19 protein-coding genes and 1 tRNA gene are annotated in these 22,113 nt (G+C 49.8%); 2 read left to right on the top strand and 18 right to left on the bottom strand.

The window, feature by feature from the left end; all coding sequences use genetic code 11:
* Positions 1 to 152 precede the first annotated feature (152 nt).
* On the top strand, positions 153 to 1,379 hold the full coding sequence (locus tag L6H65_RS12540; protein ID WP_236342875.1) for an MFS transporter: 1,227 nt from the start codon (positions 153 to 155) through the stop codon (positions 1,377 to 1,379).
* 101 nt (positions 1,380 to 1,480) lie between these two features.
* Here the strand turns inward: L6H65_RS12540 and L6H65_RS12535 are convergent, their stop codons facing one another.
* The 6 genes from L6H65_RS12535 to nrdR all read right to left on the bottom strand — a co-directional run bounded on the left by L6H65_RS12535 (position 1,481) and on the right by nrdR (position 7,852).
* Entirely contained in the window at positions 1,481 to 1,849 is a 369-nt protein-coding gene (locus L6H65_RS12535) for a DoxX family protein (protein WP_236342874.1), read from the bottom strand.
* 145 nt (positions 1,850 to 1,994) lie between these two features.
* A complete protein-coding gene (locus L6H65_RS12530) occupies positions 1,995 to 2,666 on the bottom strand; it encodes a DUF4386 domain-containing protein (RefSeq protein ID WP_236342873.1) in 672 nt (223 codons plus the stop codon).
* 164 nt (positions 2,667 to 2,830) lie between these two features.
* Complete coding sequence (locus tag L6H65_RS12525) at positions 2,831 to 5,602, bottom strand: winged helix-turn-helix domain-containing protein (RefSeq protein WP_236342872.1); 2,772 nt, start codon at positions 5,600 to 5,602, stop codon at positions 2,831 to 2,833.
* 443 nt (positions 5,603 to 6,045) lie between these two features.
* The gene (locus L6H65_RS12520; RefSeq protein ID WP_236342871.1) at positions 6,046 to 6,612 is read right to left on the bottom strand and encodes a type II toxin-antitoxin system PemK/MazF family toxin; all 567 of its coding nucleotides are present in this window, start codon (positions 6,610 to 6,612) and stop codon (positions 6,046 to 6,048) included.
* Positions 6,613 to 7,251: 639 nt separating this feature from the next.
* Positions 7,252 to 7,324, bottom strand: a tRNA-Ala gene (locus tag L6H65_RS12515).
* Positions 7,325 to 7,372: 48 nt separating this feature from the next.
* Positions 7,373 to 7,852, bottom strand: coding sequence for a transcriptional regulator NrdR (nrdR, locus tag L6H65_RS12510; RefSeq protein WP_236342870.1), 480 nt, complete (start codon positions 7,850 to 7,852; stop codon positions 7,373 to 7,375).
* A gap of 101 nt (positions 7,853 to 7,953) precedes the next feature.
* On the opposite strand from nrdR, the gene L6H65_RS12505 reads away from it, so the two are divergent.
* Positions 7,954 to 8,172, top strand: coding sequence for an alpha/beta-type small acid-soluble spore protein (locus L6H65_RS12505; RefSeq protein ID WP_219873908.1), 219 nt, complete (start codon positions 7,954 to 7,956; stop codon positions 8,170 to 8,172).
* Positions 8,173 to 8,251: 79 nt separating this feature from the next.
* Here the strand turns inward: L6H65_RS12505 and L6H65_RS12500 are convergent, their stop codons facing one another.
* The 12 genes from L6H65_RS12500 to L6H65_RS12445 all read right to left on the bottom strand — a co-directional run bounded on the left by L6H65_RS12500 (position 8,252) and on the right by L6H65_RS12445 (position 22,059).
* Complete coding sequence (locus L6H65_RS12500; RefSeq protein WP_236342869.1) at positions 8,252 to 8,857, bottom strand: lytic transglycosylase domain-containing protein; 606 nt, start codon at positions 8,855 to 8,857, stop codon at positions 8,252 to 8,254.
* Positions 8,854 to 9,450, bottom strand: a complete 597-nt coding sequence (gene coaE, locus L6H65_RS12495; protein WP_236342868.1) for a dephospho-CoA kinase — start codon at positions 9,448 to 9,450, stop codon at positions 8,854 to 8,856. Before coaE ends, L6H65_RS12500 begins: the two co-directional genes overlap by 4 nt.
* A gap of 41 nt (positions 9,451 to 9,491) precedes the next feature.
* Positions 9,492 to 10,199: a sporulation membrane protein YtaF gene (ytaF, locus tag L6H65_RS12490; RefSeq protein WP_236342867.1), complete on the bottom strand. Its 708-nt coding sequence runs from the start codon at positions 10,197 to 10,199 to the stop codon at positions 9,492 to 9,494.
* Positions 10,200 to 10,333: 134 nt separating this feature from the next.
* The gene (gene mutM, locus L6H65_RS12485; protein WP_236342866.1) at positions 10,334 to 11,212 is read right to left on the bottom strand and encodes a DNA-formamidopyrimidine glycosylase; all 879 of its coding nucleotides are present in this window, start codon (positions 11,210 to 11,212) and stop codon (positions 10,334 to 10,336) included.
* Positions 11,213 to 11,305: 93 nt separating this feature from the next.
* Positions 11,306 to 13,972, bottom strand: a complete 2,667-nt coding sequence (gene polA, locus L6H65_RS12480) for a DNA polymerase I (RefSeq protein WP_236342865.1) — start codon at positions 13,970 to 13,972, stop codon at positions 11,306 to 11,308.
* A gap of 144 nt (positions 13,973 to 14,116) precedes the next feature.
* Positions 14,117 to 15,331, bottom strand: coding sequence for an EAL domain-containing protein (locus tag L6H65_RS12475; protein ID WP_236342864.1), 1,215 nt, complete (start codon positions 15,329 to 15,331; stop codon positions 14,117 to 14,119).
* A complete protein-coding gene (locus L6H65_RS12470; RefSeq protein ID WP_236342863.1) occupies positions 15,328 to 16,860 on the bottom strand; it encodes a GGDEF domain-containing protein in 1,533 nt (510 codons plus the stop codon). The genes L6H65_RS12475 and L6H65_RS12470 overlap by 4 nt, the downstream gene beginning before the upstream one ends.
* 822 nt (positions 16,861 to 17,682) lie before the next feature.
* Positions 17,683 to 18,342 carry a phosphate signaling complex protein PhoU gene (gene phoU, locus L6H65_RS12465; protein ID WP_236342862.1) on the bottom strand — a complete coding sequence of 220 codons (660 nt, stop codon included), beginning with the start codon at positions 18,340 to 18,342 and terminating at the stop codon, positions 17,683 to 17,685.
* A 38-nt stretch (positions 18,343 to 18,380) separates the two neighbouring features.
* Positions 18,381 to 19,136: a phosphate ABC transporter ATP-binding protein PstB gene (pstB, locus tag L6H65_RS12460; RefSeq protein WP_236342861.1), complete on the bottom strand. Its 756-nt coding sequence runs from the start codon at positions 19,134 to 19,136 to the stop codon at positions 18,381 to 18,383.
* A 27-nt stretch (positions 19,137 to 19,163) separates the two neighbouring features.
* Positions 19,164 to 20,042 (bottom strand): phosphate ABC transporter permease PstA, encoded by an 879-nt coding sequence (pstA, locus tag L6H65_RS12455; protein WP_236342860.1) that lies wholly within the window; start codon positions 20,040 to 20,042, stop codon positions 19,164 to 19,166.
* Position 20,043: 1 nt separating this feature from the next.
* A complete protein-coding gene (gene pstC / locus L6H65_RS12450; RefSeq protein ID WP_371877696.1) occupies positions 20,044 to 20,946 on the bottom strand; it encodes a phosphate ABC transporter permease subunit PstC in 903 nt (300 codons plus the stop codon).
* A gap of 144 nt (positions 20,947 to 21,090) precedes the next feature.
* A complete protein-coding gene (locus tag L6H65_RS12445) occupies positions 21,091 to 22,059 on the bottom strand; it encodes a PstS family phosphate ABC transporter substrate-binding protein (protein ID WP_371877695.1) in 969 nt (322 codons plus the stop codon).
* Positions 22,060 to 22,113 lie beyond the last annotated feature (54 nt).

Below are 22,113 nucleotides of genomic sequence, written 5' to 3'. Positions count from 1 at the left end.
TCAGCCCTGCTGAAGCACTAAATAAACAATACGTTTAGTATACAAAATAAGTCGACTTTAGAAAAGGCTATTTACAAAACCATACGTTCAGTATATGATTGAATCATAAATTATTAAACTATACGTTGAGTATTTAATTGAGGAGGGTAATTATGCACAATGAACAAAGTAATCAAGACCGTCGTATTTCACGTTGGATGATGGTGCTGCTCGCAGCCGCATGCGGACTTATCGTTGCCAATCTTTATTATGCTCAAACATTGGTAGGACCGATTCGAGATGCAATTGGCCTTTCTTCTGCAACAGCCGGACTCATTGTGACGGTTACTCAGATCGGATATGTAGTTGGGCTGCTGTTCATTGTGCCGCTAAGCGACATTGTTGAAAATCGGCGCCTCACCGTTATTATGCTTACAGTTGCAGTTGGAGCACTGCTAACAGCAGCGTTCGCCCCTTATGCGCCATTATTTTTAATCGCATCCTTATTCATTGGAACCGGATCAGTTGTGGCGCAAATTCTTGTGCCCCTCGCTGCCTCTTTAGCATCCAAGGATCAGCGCGGCCGCGTGGTCGGCAGTGTAATGAGCGGTCTGTTGCTGGGAATCATGTTAGCTCGGCCGTTAGCAAGCTTTACAGCCAGTCTGTGGGATTGGAGATCTATATTTGTTCTATCTGCAATTGTTACGGCTCTGTTGACTATTCTGCTTTGGCGAGTTCTTCCCGTGCGGAAGCCCTCACCTGCGGTGCGCTATAGACAACTTCTACTCTCGCTAGGCACTTTATTCAGGCATACGCCGGTATTGCGACGTCGCGCCTTGTACCAAGCGTTTTTATTTGGAGCCTTCAGCTTATTCTGGACCGTCGTTCCCCTGCATTTGGCTGATGCTTACGGAATGTCCCAGAGCGGAATTGCATGGTTTGCGCTTGTTGGTGTGGACGGCGCGGTCGCTGCGCCGATTGCCGGAAGATATGCGGATAAAGGCTGGAGCAATAGGTTGACGGGGCTTGCTATAATTGTGGCGGTCTTGTCTTTTGGACTCATTCATTTGTTCCATAGCCATTCTGCTCCCGCTCTGATCCTTCTCTTCATAACTGCAATTACACTTGATATGAGCGTTTCGGGAAATCTTGTCATTAGCCAACGGGCCATTTATTCACTAGGGAGTGAAGCCAGAGGACGCCTGAACGGGCTCTTCATGGCGATGTTCTTTATAGGAGGGGCTATCGGCTCATCTTTAGGTGGATGGATGTATACACAGGGAGGCTGGATGCTAGCATCGCTTATTGGCACCGTTCTGCCGCTCTTAGCTCTTATTTACTTCTTGACGGAGAACTGGGCTTTACCGGGCAGATCGAGGATTCGTAGAGAGAATTCGTAGAGAGAACATATAGGGCATTTTATACAATTTCTCGGAAAATAGTCCCTTCAGGAGGGAGATACGACTCGCGCAAGCTCGCACCTCCCCCATTGGAGCTGAGCTTAGCCGAAAGGATGGGACAGCTCATCTGTATTTAATAATACGATTGCAACAGCGATTACAAGATTCAAGAGGGCTGGGAACATTTTTCCAAACGGATGTTGGACTCTGATATGCGAGAGACACGCCACTAGCATCATAATGCCAATTCCGATTCCGGTCCATGCAGCAATCCCCGGATACCAGTAGCCGATAATGAGTCCTATGCATCCAACAATTTGAACGTACCCCGTAATGACGCGAAACCATTGAGGAAGCTTAATCGAATCAAACAGCTCGACCTGATGCTGGGCTCCTGCAATTTTGCTTCCGCCAAAGAAAGCCATGGAGAAGAGCAGCCAGCTTTGAAGAACGATAGATAGTATAAACATGCGATCCCTCTTTCATTATATTATTGAATGCGACACCATTAGGTGTCCTATTAAATAATATAACACGATCAGCTGCCTTGTAAAGCAATTATTATGCTGGATTTGGCGGAGCTTCTCCAATGGTCTTGTTGAAATCAGTGTCCGATTAATTACTGCCATCACTTCGCGGTACGAATCCTTTGACAATCAGCCATATCGGAAAAATAAGCTCAAACAGCCCTCCTGGTATAAACAGAAGCATGCCAGGGTCAAGTCCGATAATGGATAAACAACTGCTGAAGAGCAAAGCCATATATCCGACAAGCCCCAACAAAGACAATGTCCGTGGAATCAGCCTCGTGCGGTATAACAAATAACAGAACATCAAACTGCCCAAGCTAAGAGCAATCATCGCCAGCTCAAAAGCATTATTTTGTGCAACTAAAATCAAATCACCTATTATTGGGAAGTGTGAATTTGCTGCGCCCCCATCGGAGATATATTGTTTACTTAAAGCAACGAGTAGTATTGGACAGATGGTTCCTCCAATAAGCAGCACGGATTCTATGATTCTTGAGCTAAGGTAGCCATAAGCAATTGGCTGATTATGTTGTTTCAGAATCGGAAGCATTAGAATCGCAATACCGACCACTGCTGCGGAGTTAAGCAGCTCCAGAAACAGACCAATCGTCACTTTCATCCTGTTCGGATAGAGATGCGATAGATAGTCCGGTTGGTTAAGCACAGAGTCTATAAGCCCGCTTCCAGTCATAAACGCAACCGTCGCCAAAAGGAATAATACGGCTACCGTTCTTTCCGTACGTTTGTTAATTGTCATCGCCTATCTCCTTTTTGATTTACATTCTTTTATTTGCAGTATACCTACAGCGGAAATGAACGTGTAGACACTTAAGTGTGGATAGCAGTGTTTTTCTAATGACATCAAAAAACCCCATCTTACAGAAAGATGGGGCTACACTTATACCGTCATTCAGCAGGGAGCTATTCGATCCAACCTAACTTTCGAGCGAGTGCAATAGCCTCTGTACGTCGCTGCACCTGCAGCTTCTCAAATATTCTGCGATTATGTCCTTTAACCGTATCTAAAGCTAGAAAAAGCCGCTCTCCTATCTGGCGATTCGATAGCCCTTCGGTAATCAGCTTCAGTACTTCTAATTCTCGCTGGGTTAATGGCTCTATCTGCACAATAGGCTTGTCTGAGTTCCTATTGCTTTCCGCTTCACAAGCAGCTAACAGCTTTTGGATATAGTCTGTCCATCTCCCGTGAGCTGCTGCTGCCGACAATAACAGGACGATCGTCTGCCCTTCACCGATGAAGATACGCATGAACCCGCCTGGCTCAGCAAGCTCCAGCGCTTTAAGCAACAGCTGAACAGCCTGCTCCTCCTCCCCATGAGCATGCATCACTACCGCGTGCAGAACCATTGCTTTCAGAAGCTCATCCTGCCAACCTTTTACCTCTGCCTGCTCGCGAAAAGGGATCAGCTCAGACAATGCTGAAGCTGTATGACCATTTGCCAGGTGAACACGAGTCAGACTTAGCGGGAGCTGGTGGATTTCCGCCAAATACTTCGCTTCTTTTAATTCTCCAAGGCAGAGCTTTGCCAGCACCTGAAGTTCAGCGATATCAGGCAAACGATTTAACAGGCTATTTTCGCTGACATATTGTTTCGTATCTGCTAGAATGACAGCTGCGTTAACCCAATCAAGCTGGGCAAGCTTCAATCTGGCGAGATAGATCTCGCAGGTTACAAGCATGTCTTTGCTGTTCACTTGCCTGGCCATTTGGCTACACTTCTGCACATGCTGCAGGGCATTCTGAAGATCGTTCCATTCATAGCAAATACGAGCCAAACCCATATGTGCTTCGCAAACAGCCGCCAGCGGCAGATCGCCGCTCAAATACAGAGCGCTCCGGTAACGTTCCTCCGCCTCGAATAACCGGTTATCACCCTCGAACAGGTTGCCTTGACCAACGATCGCCATAATTGAAATCACATTGCTGCCCAGCTTCCGGCTTATTGACAGCACTTCGGTATAAGCTTCTCTTGCTTCAGCACGATCTCCACGCAGCTGGCAAGCAACTCCCAACAACCATAAAGCTGTAATCCGGACTGGAAGGGATTGAGGATTAAGATATTCCAAAGCACGTCGCGATTGTGCAATGACGTTATCCACCTGTTGCAAATCTAGTGCCGTACCGGCATGTCTTGGGAGGATTTGGCCCACAAGATCATTTGTTTTATCCCCCACCTCTGACAGCTGCAGCGCATCTTCGGCGGTTTGCAGCTTGTGCTCGGCAACGGACGGTTGTCCCCCTATCGCAATTGCAGCTATTGCGGCCCGAGTAGCAGCAATTAAACCGATGTAGTCACTTCCTTTGGCATCTGCTTGCAAGTGCTGCATGGCTGCTTCTGCTGCCAGCAATTTCGGTTCGATTTCGGTAGGCTTACCTGCCATCAATAAGGCCGAGCCGTATATCACCCATAGCGCAGGTTTCGCATCCAGCTCAGCTTTGGAGAGAGTCTCCAACCAGTTCAACACAGGCGCAACCTCACCTTGAAGATGCAAGGGCATCCCTCCACCTTCAACAAGCCGGGCGGCACTTTCGATATTGTTCGCAGCAACTGCATGGCGAAAAGCCTCCAACGTCAAGCCATTATTTTCATACCATACACTGGCACGTTGATGTAGTTGATCCACGCTCACCAGCTTACTAGCAGAAATATATTTCTGCAATCGTTGGCGCAACAATTCGGCAAAAAGATGGTGATACCGATACCAGCGTTGTTCTCGGTCAAGCGGTACAATAAATAGATTGGCGCGTTCGAGAGATGCGAGAACTTGATCTGAGGGAATAGTCGAAGCATCAAGCAGCAACGCATCACAAAGAGGCCCGCAGAACCGATCAAGTATGGACGTGTAGAGTAAAAATTGTTGCAACGCTTCCGACTGATTGTGCAACACTTCTTCAATCAGATAATCCATCAATAAGCGCTGATTGCCAGAAAACGACTTCACGAAGGCATCGGCTTCCGGGTGTCCGTGTAAAGAAACGGCAGCTATTTGCAGACCGGCAACCCATCCTTCGGTACGGGTCTCCAGCGACGACACTGCTTCCACGGTCAATTTGACATCCATCACATCGTGAAGAAATGCGGCAGTCTCCGCATAATTAAACTTCAAATCCGCGACGCCAAGCTCAGTTACTTGATTCCTTACCCGATAGCGGGACAAAACTAAATCAGGTTCCCTGCGTGTCAGGAGAACAATATGGACGTGTGGCGGCAAGTGCTCCAGCAGAAAGGCCACCGTTTCGTGAACTGATGTTGCATCTATCAGATGGTAATCGTCAAGGACGATGATGAAGGGTTCAGAGAATTTCACCAGATCGTTTATTAGTGTTGCTAAGATGGATTCAATCGGCGGCCGCTGAGGGGATTGAAGCAAAATCGAAGCATCACGCACAAGATTCTCCGAAATTGTATGCAGCGCCGCGAATAGATAGGTTATAAAGCGGTTGGGGTCATTATCCCCTTCATCCAGCGACAACCATGCAGACCTGCGATCACAGCCGGATAACCATTGGCTTGCCAGCGTGGTTTTGCCATAGCCAGCGGATGCCGATATCAAGGTCAATTTACGGTATAAGCCTTCATTAAGCCGCGCTATCAATTGCGTCCGAAAAATTATTTTAGGCTGGGTTGGAGGGATGTTAAGTTTGGTAGAAATAATTGAAGTGAATATGATCACTCACCCTTTCCCGAAGTGAACTGAATAGGCCTATGTCGAAATGATCATATCATAACGGGTTGAATACCGTCATTTCATTCAGCCAACAGGACGGGGACACACAGCGGGTGAGTGACTTCATCGCAGTTAACGATGCGCTCTCTCACGGATGGTCATTGGGCAATGCTATACAATTCCAGAATGCCTGGGAGCAGCTGCGACGGCAGGACAGAGCCGCCAGTTGAAATGCCCCTTTGGCATTCAAATTTGCCTTCTAATTAAAAAAGCCATCAGAGTACTCTGATGGCTTTTTTTGGGCTTCCCACAGAAGCCTGAGTATAAAATTGCATTTGTTGCAATGGGCTCTTCAAGAGAACCTGAGTTGTAAAACATCGATATTCACAGTATATGCTACGTGTCACAGATTTGCAACAGTGAATTTCACAGTGAATTCATCTTATGTTTTAAGACCTAGACCTATTTAATCCTTTAGTGGTAAAACGCTGATTTATTTTTGCATAAAGCATGCGTAACTTTGGAGAAGGAATGATAATTACTTGATCATTAGACTTGAGAGGAGCCTTTATCCTTAATTTACTGACAGCTCTCATTTGACTCACTTTTGCAATACTTTTTGTGCCTTTCGGATATCCACTAAGATCATTAATCTCAGGTATCTCATCCAAATCAACATCGTTCCAATTCACTTTTTTGTTGGCTCTCTCAGAACCTAAGGGAACCACCATAACTGTATGAGAAATTTTAGCATTATCTTCAATAACTACAGCGTAATGGCTTCCTCCTAATTCTGAACCTGGGTTATACCCCAACTCTATTGATAAAACTGTCCCGGCCACATATTTTAACGTTTCAGTTAATGGGTCGAAACTTACTTCCCGTTTCAAATACTCCGAGTAACAACTTAGCCATGAAATCATAAGTAATTGATTCTTTTCATCCATCAAATTCACAGAAGCTTTTAATTGTTCTATAACTTTATCAAGTGCAGAATTATCATTGCCAGTTGTCAAATTACTAACCCCTTCAACTTGTTTTTACTATAAATTGTAAGGTTTTTCTCGAAATTTGTCAGCTTTTAATTAAACGTACTAAACAATAAATACGGCATCTCTACCGTTGTTTGTAAGTTTGGTGGAGCTAGAAGATCCGACTTCGCACAAGCTCGTCTTCCCATCATGGGATGTATGAAACCTGATTAAATGTTCGCAGAAGCCTATTCGCCGAAGTAGATCCCAGCGGTAGTTTCAGACGCCGTGCTCCTCCATTTGAAGTCTTTCTTCGAAGCCATTTCATCCACTCCGTCCGCGCGGGCGAACCCATAGGGGTTCATCTCCCCTAGGCAATCCATACAAAAATCGCCACCACGTAATGTAGTGACGTTTCTTTTGTATGGAGCCTAGAAGATCCGACTTCGCGCATGCTCGTCTTCCCATCATGGGATGTATGAAACCTGATTAAATGTTCGCAGAAGCCTATTCGCCGAAGTAGATCCCAGCGGTAGTTTCAGACGCCGTGCTCCTCCATTTGAAGTCTTCCTTCGAAGCCGATTCATCCACTCCGTCCGCGCGGGCGAACCCATAGGGGTTCATATCCCCTAGGCAATCCATACAAAAAACGCCACCACGTAATGTGGTGACGTTCTTTTTGTATGGAGCCTAGGGGGATCGAACCCCTGACCTCATCGCTGCCAGCGATGCGCTCTCCCAGCTGAGCTAAGGCCCCATGATTAGTGACGACAAGTAAGATCGTACCATAGGGAGAGCTGAGCTGTCAATCCTTCTTGTTGATTCCGAGCGGATGCTTGGAGAGCAGATTGTTCAGTTCCTTCATAAACATGTCGATATCCTTGAATTGGCGGTATACGGATGCGAAACGAACGTATGCTACCTCGTCAATCGGATAGAGCTGTTCCATAACGATCTCGCCGATTGCGCGGCTCTCGACCTCAGCGTTCGCTGTCGTACGAATTTCCTTCTCTACCTCGGAGACAATAACCTCAAGAAGCTCGACGGATACGGGACGTTTCTCGCAAGCCCGAATAAGTCCGCGTAGCATTTTGTCACGGCTGAATTCCTCGCGGCTGCCATCCTTCTTAATAACGATTAGCGGAGTTTCCTCCACCATTTCGAAGGTAGTGAATCGGCGTGTGCATTTCTCGCATTCCCGTCTGCGGCGTATCGATTTGTTCTCATTCGCTGGTCTGGAATCAAGCACTTTCGTCCCCGCGTAATCGCAATATGGACATTTCATGTTCGTATAATCCTCCATTTACATTTTACCAAACGTTCCCTGTCATGAAACTGCCGCTTTCGCACATAATACTTTTACCAACCGCAAGGAGGTGAAAGACAATGAGCTCAAATCGCAGCAGCAATCAACTAGTTGTTCCACAAGCTACAGCAGCGCTCGACCAAATGAAATACGAGGTCGCACAAGAGCTGGGCATCGCCATCCCGCAAGATGGCTACTATGGCAACATGGCTACGCGTGACGCTGGCTCCCTTGGGGGTTACATCACTCGTAAACTGGTACAAATCGGTGAGCAATCCCTTGCTGGACAGTTCAAATAATGACAAGGCTTCATAACGGAAGCTTTGGCCAATCGCCCTCACAGGTGGTCGGCCAAGGCTTCCTTCCTTATGATGCAAATTAAAATTCCGTGTAATACTTCTGATACTTATTATAATAATAAATAACTCGTTGTACATAGTGGCGCGTCTCGCCGTACGGTATTTCCTTCACCGTCTCGAATGTGCCATCCCAAGTGCCTTCGCTCATCCACCGCTTTACAGTACCCGGACCTGCATTATACGCGGCTAACGCTGCATACAGGTTTCCGTCGAACTGCTTATGTAAGGATCGCAGATACCAGGACCCCAGCTCAATGCTAATATCCGCGCGAGCAGTCAGCATCTTGGGCGAAACAGCAGTAAAGCCGCCCTTCTTCATAATCCATTCCGCTGTATCGGGCATGAGCTGCATGATGCCCACTGCCCCCTTGCCTGACACCGCCTCAGGCCTATAATTCGTCTCGACTCGAATGACAGCCGCTATGAGCAGCGGATCAAGCTCATAGTTCTCTGCGCTGATCCGAATATCCTCCTTATAATGAATGGGATACATCCAGCGGCCCATCCAATCCGGCTTCAAGAACAGGACTGCAAGGAGCAGAGCAACAAGGACGAGCAATATAAGGAAGAATAACGCCCGCCTGCGTGCCGAACGTCGTGCCGAACGTCGTGCCGGACGTCTCATGATAACCCTTGCTTACGCCAAAATCCATCAATTTGACGCTTAGTATCCTGTATTGTTCCGCTGTTGTCTATAACAATTCCTGCAAGTCGTTTCTTCTCTTCAATATCCATCTGTAGAGCAATCCGCTTCTCAGCTTCTTCAGCCGACATACCACTTCTAGCCATGAGCCGCTCCAATTGAACGGCCTTCGGCACATAGACAACCATAACGTCGTCATACAGCCCAGCTTGTCCCGTCTCATACAGCAAAGGAATATCGGCCACGATCAGCTGGCTCGGATCTTCCGCCTCATATTTATTGATCTTGTCCCACATTCGGCTTCGAATCGCTGGATGCAGGATCGATTCCAGTCTATCCAATTGCTCGCGATTGCCGAACACGACTGTGCCCAGCTTCTTCCTGTCCAGTGTACCATCCTCATTCAGAACCTGCTCGCCAAAAGCAGCGACAATGTCGTTCAGCGCCGGCTCGCCGGGAAGGACGACCTCCCTGGCGACAGCGTCCGCATCAATGAGCTTGGCTCCTCGCTGAACGAGCATGGCCGACACCGTACTTTTGCCACAAGCGATGCCGCCCGTCAAACCAAGTTTCATTCCTTCACCTCATTACTGACCTATCCTAGTACTACCTACTCCTACATCAACTTCATCAAACCCATAACAATAAGCATCACACCCGGCAGCACAGACAATGTGCGTATGCCCCTCATCGACGCAAGCCGGAATCCCAGCTGCATCCCGCCGAGCAGGAACAAGCCGCACGCAAGTGAGATAACAGCAGAGGTAAGCAGCGGCGAAAAGCCAATCATGGCCGCTCCCAGCCCTGCGCCCAAGCTGTCCAGTGATAATGCAAAACCAAGCAATACGGCCTCGGACGCGCTAATAATTCCCGAACGGTCTACGTCAGCAATCTGCGGTGTGCGCAGAATCTGGATGACGAGGCCAAGCCGCTTTAGCTCTACGATCAGGATGGTCTTCGCCGTTCTCCGTATGCCCAGACCTGTGTTCGGCACATTCGGCTGGTCATGGCCATCATTATTCCCCTCGACATTATCCTCCGAACGGTCAAAACGTCTCTTCCACAGCTGATACAACGCCCAGCAGCCAATTAGAATAAGCAAACCGGCGCCGATCCACTTCGATATCTGCGGGGACATGTAATCAGCCAGCACAGCACCGATCCCCATCGAGATCCATACGACCAATCCAGAGCAAAGCACAATAATAATGACCGACAGAAGCGGAATACGAATACGACGCAGGCCATAGGTGACGCCGACTCCAAGACCGTCCAGACTGACGGCGAATGCAAGCAGCAGCAATGAGGCAACTTGTGTGAGCAACCCAATGTCCCTCCCATGACGGCGAAACCCGCTCACACGCAAGCCATTATTGAACCGTCATACAATCCATCTCACGGTTCCAATATGGATAGCTGCGGTGTGCATTCGCCCATGAATGGTACATCATATGCGGCTTACTCCCGATCGTGCATCTTCATTTCAGCTGCGTTACCTGAGCGCTGCTTCGGCAGCGGCTGACAGCTCGTGCAAATATGCGTCCCGCGTCCACCTACAACCAGCTTCTCAATGGCTCGGCCGCAGCGGCTGCAAGGCTCATTCTTCCGTCCGTATACGAGAAGCTCATGCTGGAACATTCCCATCTCGCCCTGGCCGTTCACATACGACTTGATAGAAGAACCGCCTGCTTCTACCGCTCTGGCGAGCGTAGCGCGCACAGCCTCGTATAATCGCGCCCACTCCGGCCTTTTCAGCGAATCCGCCGTGCGCTCCGGATGAATGCCAGCCGTGAATAACGCTTCATCTACATATATATTGCCCAGTCCAACAACATATTCCTGATTCAGCAGGAGCGGCTTGATCCTCGTCGTTCGACGGGCCAGCCTCTCCTTGAACACGTTCAAAGTGAATCCATCGTCGAGCGGTTCAATGCCCAGCTTGTTCAGCGGCGGCAGCACAAGCTCTTCCTCCGGCGTGAACAGATGCATCGTCCCGAACTGCCGCACATCCTTATATCGCAATTCCGTGCCATCATCGAAATGAAAAATAACATGCGTATGAGACTCGATCGGCTCATCCTGCGTAAAGACGCCATAACGGCCTTCCATTCGCAGATGGGAGACAAGCACCAGATCCTCCATCATAATACGCAAAAACTTCCCGCGCCGCTCAACCGTCCTTATTGTACGGCCTTCAAGCGCTGCGGCGAACTGCTCCGGCTCGCTCGGCCGCTGAATGATTCGCGGCAGCCTCACCGTCACCCGTTCGATACGCTTACCAGCAACAAGCTGGTTCAACGTCCGCCGAACGGTCTCAACCTCCGGTAATTCCGGCATTCTCTCACCTCCGCCACAACCGGCTGCTGCAGACGCTGCTGCAATCAGCCCGCCGTACTTTCCCCATTATACCCGATTCATTGGCGGGATGTCTTACTTGGATTCATACCAATTCGCACCGTAGCTGACATCCGCCTTGAGCGGCACATCCAGCTTCAACGCGCTCTCCATCACTTCCGGCACAAGCTTCTTCATCGTTTCGAGCTCATCCTCCGGCACCTCAAACACAAGCTCATCATGTACTTGAAGCAGCATCCGACTGCGCAAGCCCTTCTCGCGAAGCTGCTCGTCCATTCTGACCATTGCCAGCTTGATGATGTCTGCGGCCGTCCCTTGAATCGGCGTATTCATCGCCGTCCGCTCGGCGAACGAACGCAAATTGAAATTCGAAGCATTGATTTCCGGCAAATAGCGGCGGCGTTCCAGCAATGTCGTCACATAGCCATCCTTACGGGCTTGCATCACGATATTGTCCATATAACCGCGTACCCCTTGGAACACTTCAAAATACTGCTCTATAAACTTCGACGCTTCCTTGCGCGTAATATTCAAGTTGTTGGACAATCCAAAATCGCTTATTCCGTAAACGATCCCGAAATTAACCGCCTTGGCAGAACGTCGCATATTGGCATCCACTTCTTCGCTACTTACGCCGAACACGTCCATCGCGGTTTTCGTATGAATGTCCATATCCTGGATAAAAGCTTCCTTCAGCCTCTCATCGCCTGAGATTTGGGCAAGCACGCGAAGCTCGATCTGCGAGTAATCCGCCGACAGAATCAACCAACCGGGCTCTGACGGGACAAAAGCTTTCCGAATCCGCCGTCCTTCCTCCAGCCGGATCGGAATGTTCTGCAGGTTCGGGAATTGGCTGGACAACCGGCCAGTAGCGGCAATCGTCTGCCTGTAGTAGGTATGCACCTTGCCAGTCTCGCGGCGAATCTCCTTGAGCAGACCTTCAACATAAGTCGATTGCAGCTTCGACAGCTGCCGATAGTGCAGAATAAGCCTTACAATCTCATGATACGGCTCCAGCTTCTCCAGCACCTCGGCATCCGTGGAATAGCCGGTCTTCGTCTTCTTCATTGCAGGCAGGCCAAGCTTCTCGAACAGCACCTCGCCAAGCTGCTTGGGCGAGTTGATATTGAATTCCATACCGGCATGAGTGTAGATATCACTCATATAACGATCTATATTCAAGCTCAGCTCCTTGCCAAGCTCCTCCAGCGTCTCGGGATTGACCTTAATTCCCTGCTTCTCCATGCCTGCAAGCACGACAGCAAGCGGCTGCTCCAGCTCATGATAGAGCTTGCTCATCCCGCTCTCCTCCAGATCGCGCTCCATTAGCGGCACGAGGCGGGCGATGGCATCTGCCTTCGCAGCCAGATGACGCGCAAGCACGTCCTCGGACGGCACTTGGAACTTCGCTCCCTTGCCGTATACGGCCTCATCTGTCGGCACAGCGGGCAGATGATAGCGCTGCGCAAGCGTTGCGACCGTCTGATTCGACTCTGTCGGATCAAGCAAATATGCAACGAGCAGCGCATCGAACGTCGTTCCGCGCAGCTCGATGCCGAGCCTGCCAAGCGTCAGATCGGCTTTATGAAGATCATAGCCGCGCTTAGGCGCCGCAGCATCTTCCAGCCAGCTGCGAATCCGCTCACTGGCTGGCTCCAGCAACGACTCTGCCGTTACGACGATGACCCGCTCTCCAGCCGCTATCGCCAGACCAAGCAGCTTCGCTTGATGCGGATTTTCGCCCGCTGCTTCAATATATACGCTGTCTGCGCTTGCAAGCGCGTCTGTCAGCTCCGAAGCCGACAGCTCCGCGGCCGAGACAACCTCATAGGTTGCCTCGACGGCCCCTGCACCGCTCCCATCGCCAGCATCCCCGCCCGCGTCAGGCAATTCAAGCCGCTCAATAAGCGACTTGAATTCCAGCTTGCGGAACATATCCGCCAGCTGCGACTTGTCGTAGCCGCTGTAGAGCAGTTCCTCCGCTTTGTTCTCAAGCGGAACCTCGCGGAAGATTGTAGCCAGCTTCTTGCTCATGCGCGCGTCTTCCTGATGCGCTTCGACCTTCTCTTTCATTTTACCCTTGAGGTCACCGATATGGTTCAGCACTTCCTCAACGGAGCCGTACTCGTGCAGCATCTTAAGCGCCGTCTTCTCTCCGACACCCGGTATGCCCGGAATATTATCGGAAGCGTCGCCCATCAGACCTTTGAGATCAATAATTTGCAGCGGAGTCAAACCATATTTCTCTTGAATGCCGCTCGGATTGTAAAGCTCGACCTCACTAACGCCTTTGCGGGTAAGCGCAATCGTGACATGATCGGAGGCAAGCTGCAGCATATCTTTATCGCCGGTTACGACAAGCGTGTTCACCTTCTGCTCATCCGCAAGCTTGGTCAACGTGCCTATAATATCATCGGCCTCATAGCCGGACAGCTCGAATTGCGCAATGCCGAATGATCCCAGCAGCTCCTTAATGACAGGGAATTGCTCCGATAATTCCGGCGGTGTCTTCGCGCGTCCGCCCTTATACTCGCTGTATCCTTCATGGCGGAAGGTTACCTTGCCTGCGTCGAACGCAACGAGCATATGGGTCGGCTTATGCTCCTCAAGAAGCTTGAGCAGCATGGTCGTGAAGCCGAATGCGGCATTCGTGTGCAGCCCGGCAGAATTCGTTAGTGGAGGCATCGCATAGAACGCCCGAAAAGCAATACTGTTGCCGTCAATCAAAATCCATTTATCCATTCTGAGGCACTCCTCACCTTTGATCATCCTACCAACTATCATAGCATAAAGAAGACAAGCTTTCCCACACCGTCCTAAGCGTAGAGGAAAGCTTGCCTATAATTTTCCAATGCTTGAATCCATCTGTCCCAAGCCAGTTTCTGGCTACACAACCGCGAGCATCGGCTTGCCTAGAAAATAACCTTGCGCATAGTGCACGCCCATCGCTTCCATATGCAGCAGCTCCGCTTCCGTCTCAATGCCTTCCGCAACGAGGGATACACCCATTTTGGCAGCCAGATCGATAAAAGTATGTACAATATGCTCCTTCATCCCATCACGATGGATATCCCGTATAAGCGACCGGTCGATCTTAATGTAGTCCGGCTCAAGCTCCACGATGGATTGTAGCGAGGAATACCCTGCTCCGGCATCGTCAATCGCGATCTGATAGCCCTGATTCCGATAATGGCCCAGCGTCCTCTTGGCCGCGCCAAAATCCTCAATGGAGCTGCGCTCCGTAATTTCGAACACCACATTAGTCGGCGAAAGCCCATACCTCTCAAGCAGCAGCAGCGTCTGACCGGGAGTGAAGAAGGGATCATTCATAATTTGCGCTGTAATATTAATGAACAGCTTCTGCTGGCTGGACAGACCTGCACTGCACTCAATGGCTCGCTCACGCGCCAGCCGGTCAAGCGCATACACCATACCTTCATCACTGGCAAAAGAAAACAATTGCTCCGGTCCCTGAAACCAACGGTTTTCAGGACAGCGCGACAGCGCTTCGTAACCGTAGACCGCACCGTTATTGAGCGAGATTATCGGCTGATAGACAGGCGTGATGAGCCGCCCCCTGATCATCCCTTCCAAAGCTTTGCGCTGCAGGCTTCGCTGAACAGCACAGACCGATTGCCCATGAACGATAGCGCGCTTCATCCCTTCATACCAAAGGTCACCCACTTGTCCAGTGTCGCCATTGTTTCCCACAATAGAAATACCCGCATGCAGCCGCAGATCCAATAACTCGCCGCTCCCGCCAAGCGCAGCAAAGAAAAAGCGTTCCTCCCATTCCTGCTGCAATCGGCATCCGAGCTCAAGCAGTTGCTCCTCCACGCCTAAATCATCCGAGCCAATAATCGGCAGAGTGATATACAGATCATCTCGCATCCATATGGATGAAGCGCCCCTTAGTGCTCCGTGCATTTGCTCAGCGATAGCTTGCTCCGCACAATCTCTCCAGCTGCTCTGAATCGCGCTGCGAACATCGATTCGGTCCAACGCCTTTCCATGCCATGCCAAATAAATAATGCCCCTTGGTCCGTTATGTTCGGAGCGCAGGCTGCTGCCTGCTGCAAGTATGCTGCTGTATCCACTCAAGTTATTCGTCCCTCTCCCAGATGCTTTTCAACAACCTCACCCATTACATATACACTGCCGTTCAGAAGCTTGGCCTGTTTCTTGAGCCTTGCCGCCGCTTGAGAGATGAGCTCAGTCGTAATATCCTTGCTGCCGTCACAATAGACCACAGACAACGAGATACTCACACCGTTCTGTTCAATGCGGTTGCCGCTTCGATCCACAACATTCGCTACATCCATACCGTTATAATAGGATTTAATCCCTCCATTGAACCGCCAAATCATACTGCGGCACAGCTTGTCCGTCTCTTCCACACTGCAGCTTGTAAGAACAATATAATCATCCCCGCCGATATGCCCGATAAAATCCCCGCTTGCGCCGAGCATGCCCGTCACATCCTGCAGAACAGTAGCCGTGTAGCGTATCAGCGCATCCCCCTGACTAAAACCAAAGCAATCATTGTACCACTTGAAATAGTCCAAATCCGCATAAATAACCGCGAACGGCTCACCCGACTCAATCCTCTGCTTCATTTCCCGTTGAATCGCGGCATTGCCCGGCAAGCCCGTTAACGGATTCGCAGTACGCGCCTCTTCCGTGCGCAGATTCGTTATCCATTCCAGAATTGAACGAATCGAAGCAGCACCGAGCAGCTTGCCGTCTCGTGTGATCGTCACCACATCATACAGCCGGGAAATATCGCGAGCCATAGCAAGCTGAGCAACCTGCTCAACTGGAATATTCGCGTCTACGACGAGCGAGTCATCATCCATGATTTTCTCAACGGAGCGGTTCCAATACAGAGGCAGGCCGAACTGTCCTGCAAGCATCTGATGCATCTTTTCCTTCATAACAAGCCCGACCGGCCGACCTTGATGAACAATAACAGCGCCTTGAACATGCGTGTTCGATTCGAACAGCTTCGCTACATTGGACACAGGCGCATGGATACCGAAAGTAGGAATAGCCTTTGCCAGGACACCGATTCCAATGGAGCTGTTCCATTGAGCGTTTTCCCAGGCTTCTCCATTCCCGATACCAGGCTGCTCAGCATCCTCCTCCTTCATTCGTGCATGAAGCATCGAAAGCATAGCCTCTCTAATCGCATGATAGATCATCGCTTCCGCAGAGCGGCCGATACCAGAAGGAGAAGCGGAAGCAGTCCCGATTGTGAAAGAAGGTTTGAGCTTCTCTTTCGCTCCTGCCGAAGCTTCAGCTCCAGCCTCAGTGGCAGTGGATGCAAGAGAAGCGGATGAACGTGCCGAATTCAGTAGGCTGTTTGTCAGACTGGACACGGCTGACTTGAGAATCAGACCCATTTGACGATCTGACTTGATCCGGCATAGGAAGAAAAAGTATTCATTCTCCATACGGTAGCGCCAGAACAAACGAGATTGCTGAGACATCCATAGCTGCACCGCATCCAGCGCAGCGGCATTGACATGCCGCAATTGAAGCACAACAATGCCGATACCCCCGTGACGCCATCGCTCCGTTACCTGTTGAATCATGTTGCGATCTAACAATCCATAACCGATATCTTCCACAGCTATCCCTCTCGAAGAATCGTATTGTATACTGGTAGTAGGACCATTGTACCAGTCAAATGTGAAGCGAACGTTCCAAGTAGATTAAATGTTTGTAAACATCCCCTGCGCAAGAGCAATAACACCCCCAGCACACTCCCTCCAGCTCCTTTAGCCGCTATCCCCTTAACTCAGATGACAATGCCACTTTCCGTACCTTTTGACCACTATCCCCTCAGTTCAGATAACGATGCCACCTCCCGCTCCTTTTGACCACTATCCCCTTGGCTCAGATAGCTGTCTTTCTGAGCCAAGGGGATAGTGGCCTTAAGCGCTTATAAACCCCCTCCAATCCAATAATTCCCACCCTACGATAACCCGTCCATGACAAATCGATACTCATCTGAGCGAAAGGGATAGTGGCCTTAAGCGCCCATAGACCCTACTCTCACCCTCTAGTGCTCACTCCACGATAACCCCGTCCATAGCACACAATGCTTATCTGAGCGAAAGGGATAGTGGCCTTAAGTGCCCATAGACCCTACTCCCACCCTCTAATGCTCACTCCACGATAACCCGTCCATGTCCATGACAAATCGATACCTATCTGAGCGAAGGGGATAGTGGCCTTAAGCGCCCATAGACCCTACTCCCACCCAATAATTCCCACCTGCCTGCGATAACCCATCCATGACGACACGATCCTCATCTGAGCCAAAGGGATAGTGGCCTTAAGCACCTACTCCCCCTCCCCCCGTTCCTGGTCACATCAAAAAACCCGCAGCATGAGCTTCATCATGTGTGCAGGTTTTTCCTCATTTTCATATGGCGGCGAGAGTGTGATTATACGTTCAGATCCGGGCGTTTGCCGGTTACGAGATAGACGACGCTCTCGCCGATATTCGTAGCATGGTCGGCAATACGCTCGATATAGCGGCCTACGAAGCTGAGCAGCACGGCCTGCGAGATCGTGCGCGGATTCTCCATCATCAACGAGAACAGCTCGCGAATAATTTGGCTGTAGAGGGCGTCCACCTGATCGTCATCCTTAGCCATTTTATAAGATAAATCCACATTCTCCTGCACGAAGGACTGAATCGACTCCACGGTCATCAATTGCGCAATTTCCGCCATGCGCGGAAGATCAATCAAAGGCTTGATCAGCGATTGTCCTTCCAGACGAAGCACCACTTTGGCAATATCAACGGACAGGTCGCCCATTCTCTCCAAATCGCTTGAAATTCTGAATGCGGCCAATATACGCCGCAAGTCCTTAGCTACAGGCTGCTGGGTCGCAATAAGCTTGGAGCCAAGCTCCATTATTTTCTCCTCTAGCTGGTTAAGCTGCGGGTCTTCCTTAATAATGCGCGTCGCTTCTTCTACATTTATATCTTTCAGCGCGTTCATCGCGTCTGCTAATGCTTTCTCGACATGTCCGCCCATCTCCACAAGCAGGTCATGCAGCTCGGACAATCCGAGATCAAACTCTTTGCGAGTCACCATTATTGTTCATCCCGTCCCTTCTATTTCCATGTGCAAAATTATCCGAAACGTCCGCTGATATAATCTTCTGTCCGTTGGTCGGAAGGGTTGGAGAACAGCTTCTCCGTATCTGCATATTCCACAACCTCGCCATTCAGGAAAAATACTGTCTGATTCGACACCCGGGCAGCTTGGTGCATATTGTGCGTTACCATTACGATGGTGTAGCGATCCTTCAGCTCTTGTGCAAGCTCCTCGATCTTCAAGGTCGAGATGGGATCAAGTGCAGATGTCGCTTCATCCATCAGTAGAATATCAGGGTTCACTGCAAGCGCGCGCGCAATGCAAAGACGCTGCTGCTGTCCGCCGGACAGACTGAATGCCGAGCGCTTCAGATGATCCTTAACCTCATCCCACAATACCGAAGCCTTCAAGCTGTTCTCTACTATCTCATCCAGCTGCTGGCGGCTGCGAATGCCATGAAGGCGCGGTCCATAGGCTATGTTGTCGTAGATGGACTTCGGGAAGGGATTGGGCTGCTGGAACACCATCCCTACTTTCTTGCGCAATGTCTCGACATCCACCTCATTGGAGTAAATATCGGTTCCGCCAATCGCGATTGTGCCTTCGATCCGCGTGCCGGGAATCATGTCGTTCATCCGGTTCAAGGTTCTAAGCAGCGTCGATTTGCCGCAGCCAGATGGTCCGATGAAGGCAGTGATGGCCTTCTCCGGAATTTCGAGTGATACGTTTTTGAGCGCGTGAAATGCGGTATAAAACAAGTTCAGCTTCTTAATCTCTATTAACGTTTGCATCGATTTTCCTCCGTTATATGCGTATGATCAAACGTTCTTCTGATATTTGTTGCGCAGCAGTATGGCCGCAAAATTCATAAGCAGCAGCATGATGAGCAGCACGATAATGCCCGCAGCAGCTAGTTCATGGAAGGCTTCATTCGGTCTTGAAATCCAGTTGTAAATTTGTATCGGCATAACGGTAAAGGAATCCAGAATGCTCTCCGGCAGGAAAGCTACGTAAGTCAATCCACCAATCATAACCAGCGGCGCTGTCTCGCCGATTGCCCGCGACAAGGCGAGAATAACTCCAGTCAACACACCCGGAAGCGCTGAAGGCATAACGGAGCGGGATACGGTCTGCCACTTAGTCGCGCCAAGCGCAAAGGACGCGTCGCGTCTAGCCTTCGGCACCGCTCGAATCGCTTCCTGTGCGGACACGATGATGATGGGCAGCACAAGCAATGTCATTGTGAGCGCTCCCGACAGCAGACTGCGCTCCAATGCAAGACCGCGTACAAACAGTGTTAGTCCAAGTATGCCGTACACGATGGATGGAACACCTGCCAGTGTACTAATATTGAGTTGAATCAACCTTGTCAATCGATTCTTCTTCGCATATTCTTCGAGGAAGATCGCTGCTCCAACTCCTAGTATGAAAGAGAGCGGAGCCATGATCAGCAGCATATATAGGGAACCGACAATTGCCGATTTCATTCCGGCCTGACTCGCTCTGCGCGATGGATAGTTGGTGAAGAGATCCGGCGCGAACCGCATAATGCCATCCATAATAATATCGACCATCAACGCCATTAGCGCGAGAACACCGATCGATGTGCAAATAACGAACAAGATATGAAGGATGAAATCCATTCGTCTGCGCTGCGCAATCTGCTTGCGCCCTGTATCCTCTTCTAATAATGACATCCTAGTACTCCTCCCGGAAACGTCTGGCCACATATTGCGCAAGAATATTAAGCAGGAATGTAATGACGAAGAGCGTCATTCCAACCGCGAATATCGTGCCATATTCAATAGAGCCATGCGGTGTATCGCCTAAGCTGACTTGTACGATATAGGCGGTCATCGTCTGTATGCTCTCCAGCGGATTTCCGGTCAGCTTCGGAGTTGCTCCTGCTGCAACGGTGACGATCATCGTCTCGCCAATCGCACGCGAAAATGCCAGCACAGCTGACGCTACAATTCCCGACAAGGCCGCTGGTACAACGATCTTCAACGCAACCTCGAACCGCGTCGCGCCTAGTGCGTAAGCTCCATCCCGCAAACTGCGCGGCACTGCTGACATCGCATCCTCACTTAGCGAGCACACCATTGGAATAATCATGATGCCAACTACGATACCGGCGCTCAGTGCATTGAACACACCCATATCGGGGAAAATAGTCCGAATAAGCGGCGTAATGAGCGACAGAGCGAAATAGCCGTATACAATCGTCGGAACGCCTGCCAAAACCTCAAGAATCGGCTTAATGATCTTCCGAACAGTCTTAGGCGCATATTCACTGAGATAGATCGCGCTCGCAAGACCTAACGGAATCGCCACCAGACAAGCAATGACTGTAATCATGAACGTTCCGCTCAGAAGCGGCAGCACGCCGAAGGAGGTTGGAGTAATAAGCGGTGACCACTTCGTGCCGAATAAATAGTCCATAATCGGGACCTGCTGGAAGAACTGATATGTCTCTGATATGAGGGTAATAACAATCCCGATCGTTGTCACAATGGATAATGCTGCGCATAAGAAAAGCAGAATCGGGACGATTTTGTCCAGCATATGATTCTTCTTATTCTTGAATACAAGCTTCCCCATTTCTTTCGATGGTTGTATGGTTTCGCTACGCATAAGGACAACCTCACTTTGCTTTGCTTTACAATTCGTTAACATATCTTGCGTGAAAAATGTGATGCCCATCAAGACACCACATTGTTCACACAAGTCATTTGCAATCAGGCATTAAGCTTCGATTTTCGCAGCTTCTTCTGTATATTTCTCGTCTGGCATTGGCACATAACCGACTTCCTTCGCCATGTCGCCAATGTTCTCGATATAGTACTTCACGAAGCCTTTCACTTCTGCACGATCAAGCTCTTTCTTGCTCACATAGATGAAGAGCGGGCGGGACAATGGCGCATAGGAACCGTCTTTGATGGAATCAAGCGTAGGCTCAATTGCGCCGCTGCCGCCGTCAACCGGTACAACCTTCAATTTATCTGCATTCTCTTCGTAATAAGCAAATCCGAAGTATCCGATGCCGAATTTGTTGCCAGCTACACCTTGAACCAATGTGTTGTCATCTTCGCTGAAGCTGATTGCGGAATCATTGCGGATACCTTTTTTATCAAGAATGGCTTCATTAAAGTAATCGTAAGTGCCGGAATCTGCGCCTGGCGAGAACATTTTGATCTCTTCTGCCGGCCAGCCTGCGCGAATATCAGCCCAAGTCTTCGCTGTTGATTCGGAGGAGAAGATTTTGTTCAATTCTTCAACTGTCAGATGATCGATAAAGTCATTATCCTTATGAATGACGATGGACAAGCCATCGTAAGCTACGCTAAGCTCTGTAAATTCGATGCCTGCTTCTTTACACTTGGCAGCCTCTTCGTCCTTGATGTGACGGGAAGCATTGCTGATTGCAATTTCGCCTGCGCAGAATTGCTTGAAGCCGCCGCCAGTCCCTGAAGTACCAACGGATACGCGGACATCTTTATTCTCTTTGCCGAACTCCTCGGCAGCTGCTTCTGTAAGCGGGAATACGGTACTTGATCCGTCTACTTTAATTTCGCCGGAAAGGTTAGCAGCAACTTCTTCATTCGTTCCACTGGAGACATTGCCGCCAGCACCACTATTTTTGTCGTTGGCCGTGTTTTTCTCCCCATTGCCGCAAGCAGCAACGAATACCAGCGTCATGACCATGAACAACATCAGAATACTTTGCAGACCTTTACCTTTTAACAACAGTACCACTCCTCTTAATCT

Origin of the sequence: Paenibacillus plantiphilus, assembly GCF_927798095.1 — a bacterium.
Taxonomy (GTDB): Bacteria; Bacillota; Bacilli; order Paenibacillales; family Paenibacillaceae; genus Paenibacillus_Z; species Paenibacillus_Z plantiphilus.
Note: the sequence above shows the minus strand (reverse complement) of the source record. Positions and strands in the feature narration are given on the sequence as shown.

Bases quoted from the DNA above. Each gene is read 5' to 3' on its own strand.
- mutM (WP_236342866.1), bottom strand. From the start codon at position 11,212: ATGCCGGAATTACCGGAGGTTGAGACCGTTCGGCGGACGTTGAACCAG.
- L6H65_RS12445 (WP_371877695.1), bottom strand. From the start codon at position 22,059: ATGTTGTTCATGGTCATGACGCTGGTATTCGTTGCTGCTTGCGGCAAT.
- coaE (WP_236342868.1), bottom strand. From the start codon at position 9,450: ATGAAACTTGGTTTGACGGGCGGCATCGCTTGTGGCAAAAGTACGGTG.
- L6H65_RS12500 (WP_236342869.1), bottom strand. From the start codon at position 8,857: ATGAGACGTCCGGCACGACGTTCGGCACGACGTTCGGCACGCAGGCGG.
- pstA (WP_236342860.1), bottom strand. From the start codon at position 20,042: ATGTCATTATTAGAAGAGGATACAGGGCGCAAGCAGATTGCGCAGCGC.
- nrdR (WP_236342870.1), bottom strand. From the start codon at position 7,852: ATGAAATGTCCATATTGCGATTACGCGGGGACGAAAGTGCTTGATTCC.
- polA (WP_236342865.1), bottom strand. From the start codon at position 13,972: ATGGATAAATGGATTTTGATTGACGGCAACAGTATTGCTTTTCGGGCG.
- pstB (WP_236342861.1), bottom strand. From the start codon at position 19,136: ATGCAAACGTTAATAGAGATTAAGAAGCTGAACTTGTTTTATACCGCA.
- phoU (WP_236342862.1), bottom strand. From the start codon at position 18,342: ATGGTGACTCGCAAAGAGTTTGATCTCGGATTGTCCGAGCTGCATGAC.
- pstC (WP_371877696.1), bottom strand. From the start codon at position 20,946: ATGGGGAAGCTTGTATTCAAGAATAAGAAGAATCATATGCTGGACAAA.
- L6H65_RS12540 (WP_236342875.1), top strand. From the start codon at position 153: ATGCACAATGAACAAAGTAATCAAGACCGTCGTATTTCACGTTGGATG.
- L6H65_RS12505 (WP_219873908.1), top strand. From the start codon at position 7,954: ATGAGCTCAAATCGCAGCAGCAATCAACTAGTTGTTCCACAAGCTACA.
- L6H65_RS12535 (WP_236342874.1), bottom strand. From the start codon at position 1,849: ATGTTTATACTATCTATCGTTCTTCAAAGCTGGCTGCTCTTCTCCATG.
- L6H65_RS12530 (WP_236342873.1), bottom strand. From the start codon at position 2,666: ATGACAATTAACAAACGTACGGAAAGAACGGTAGCCGTATTATTCCTT.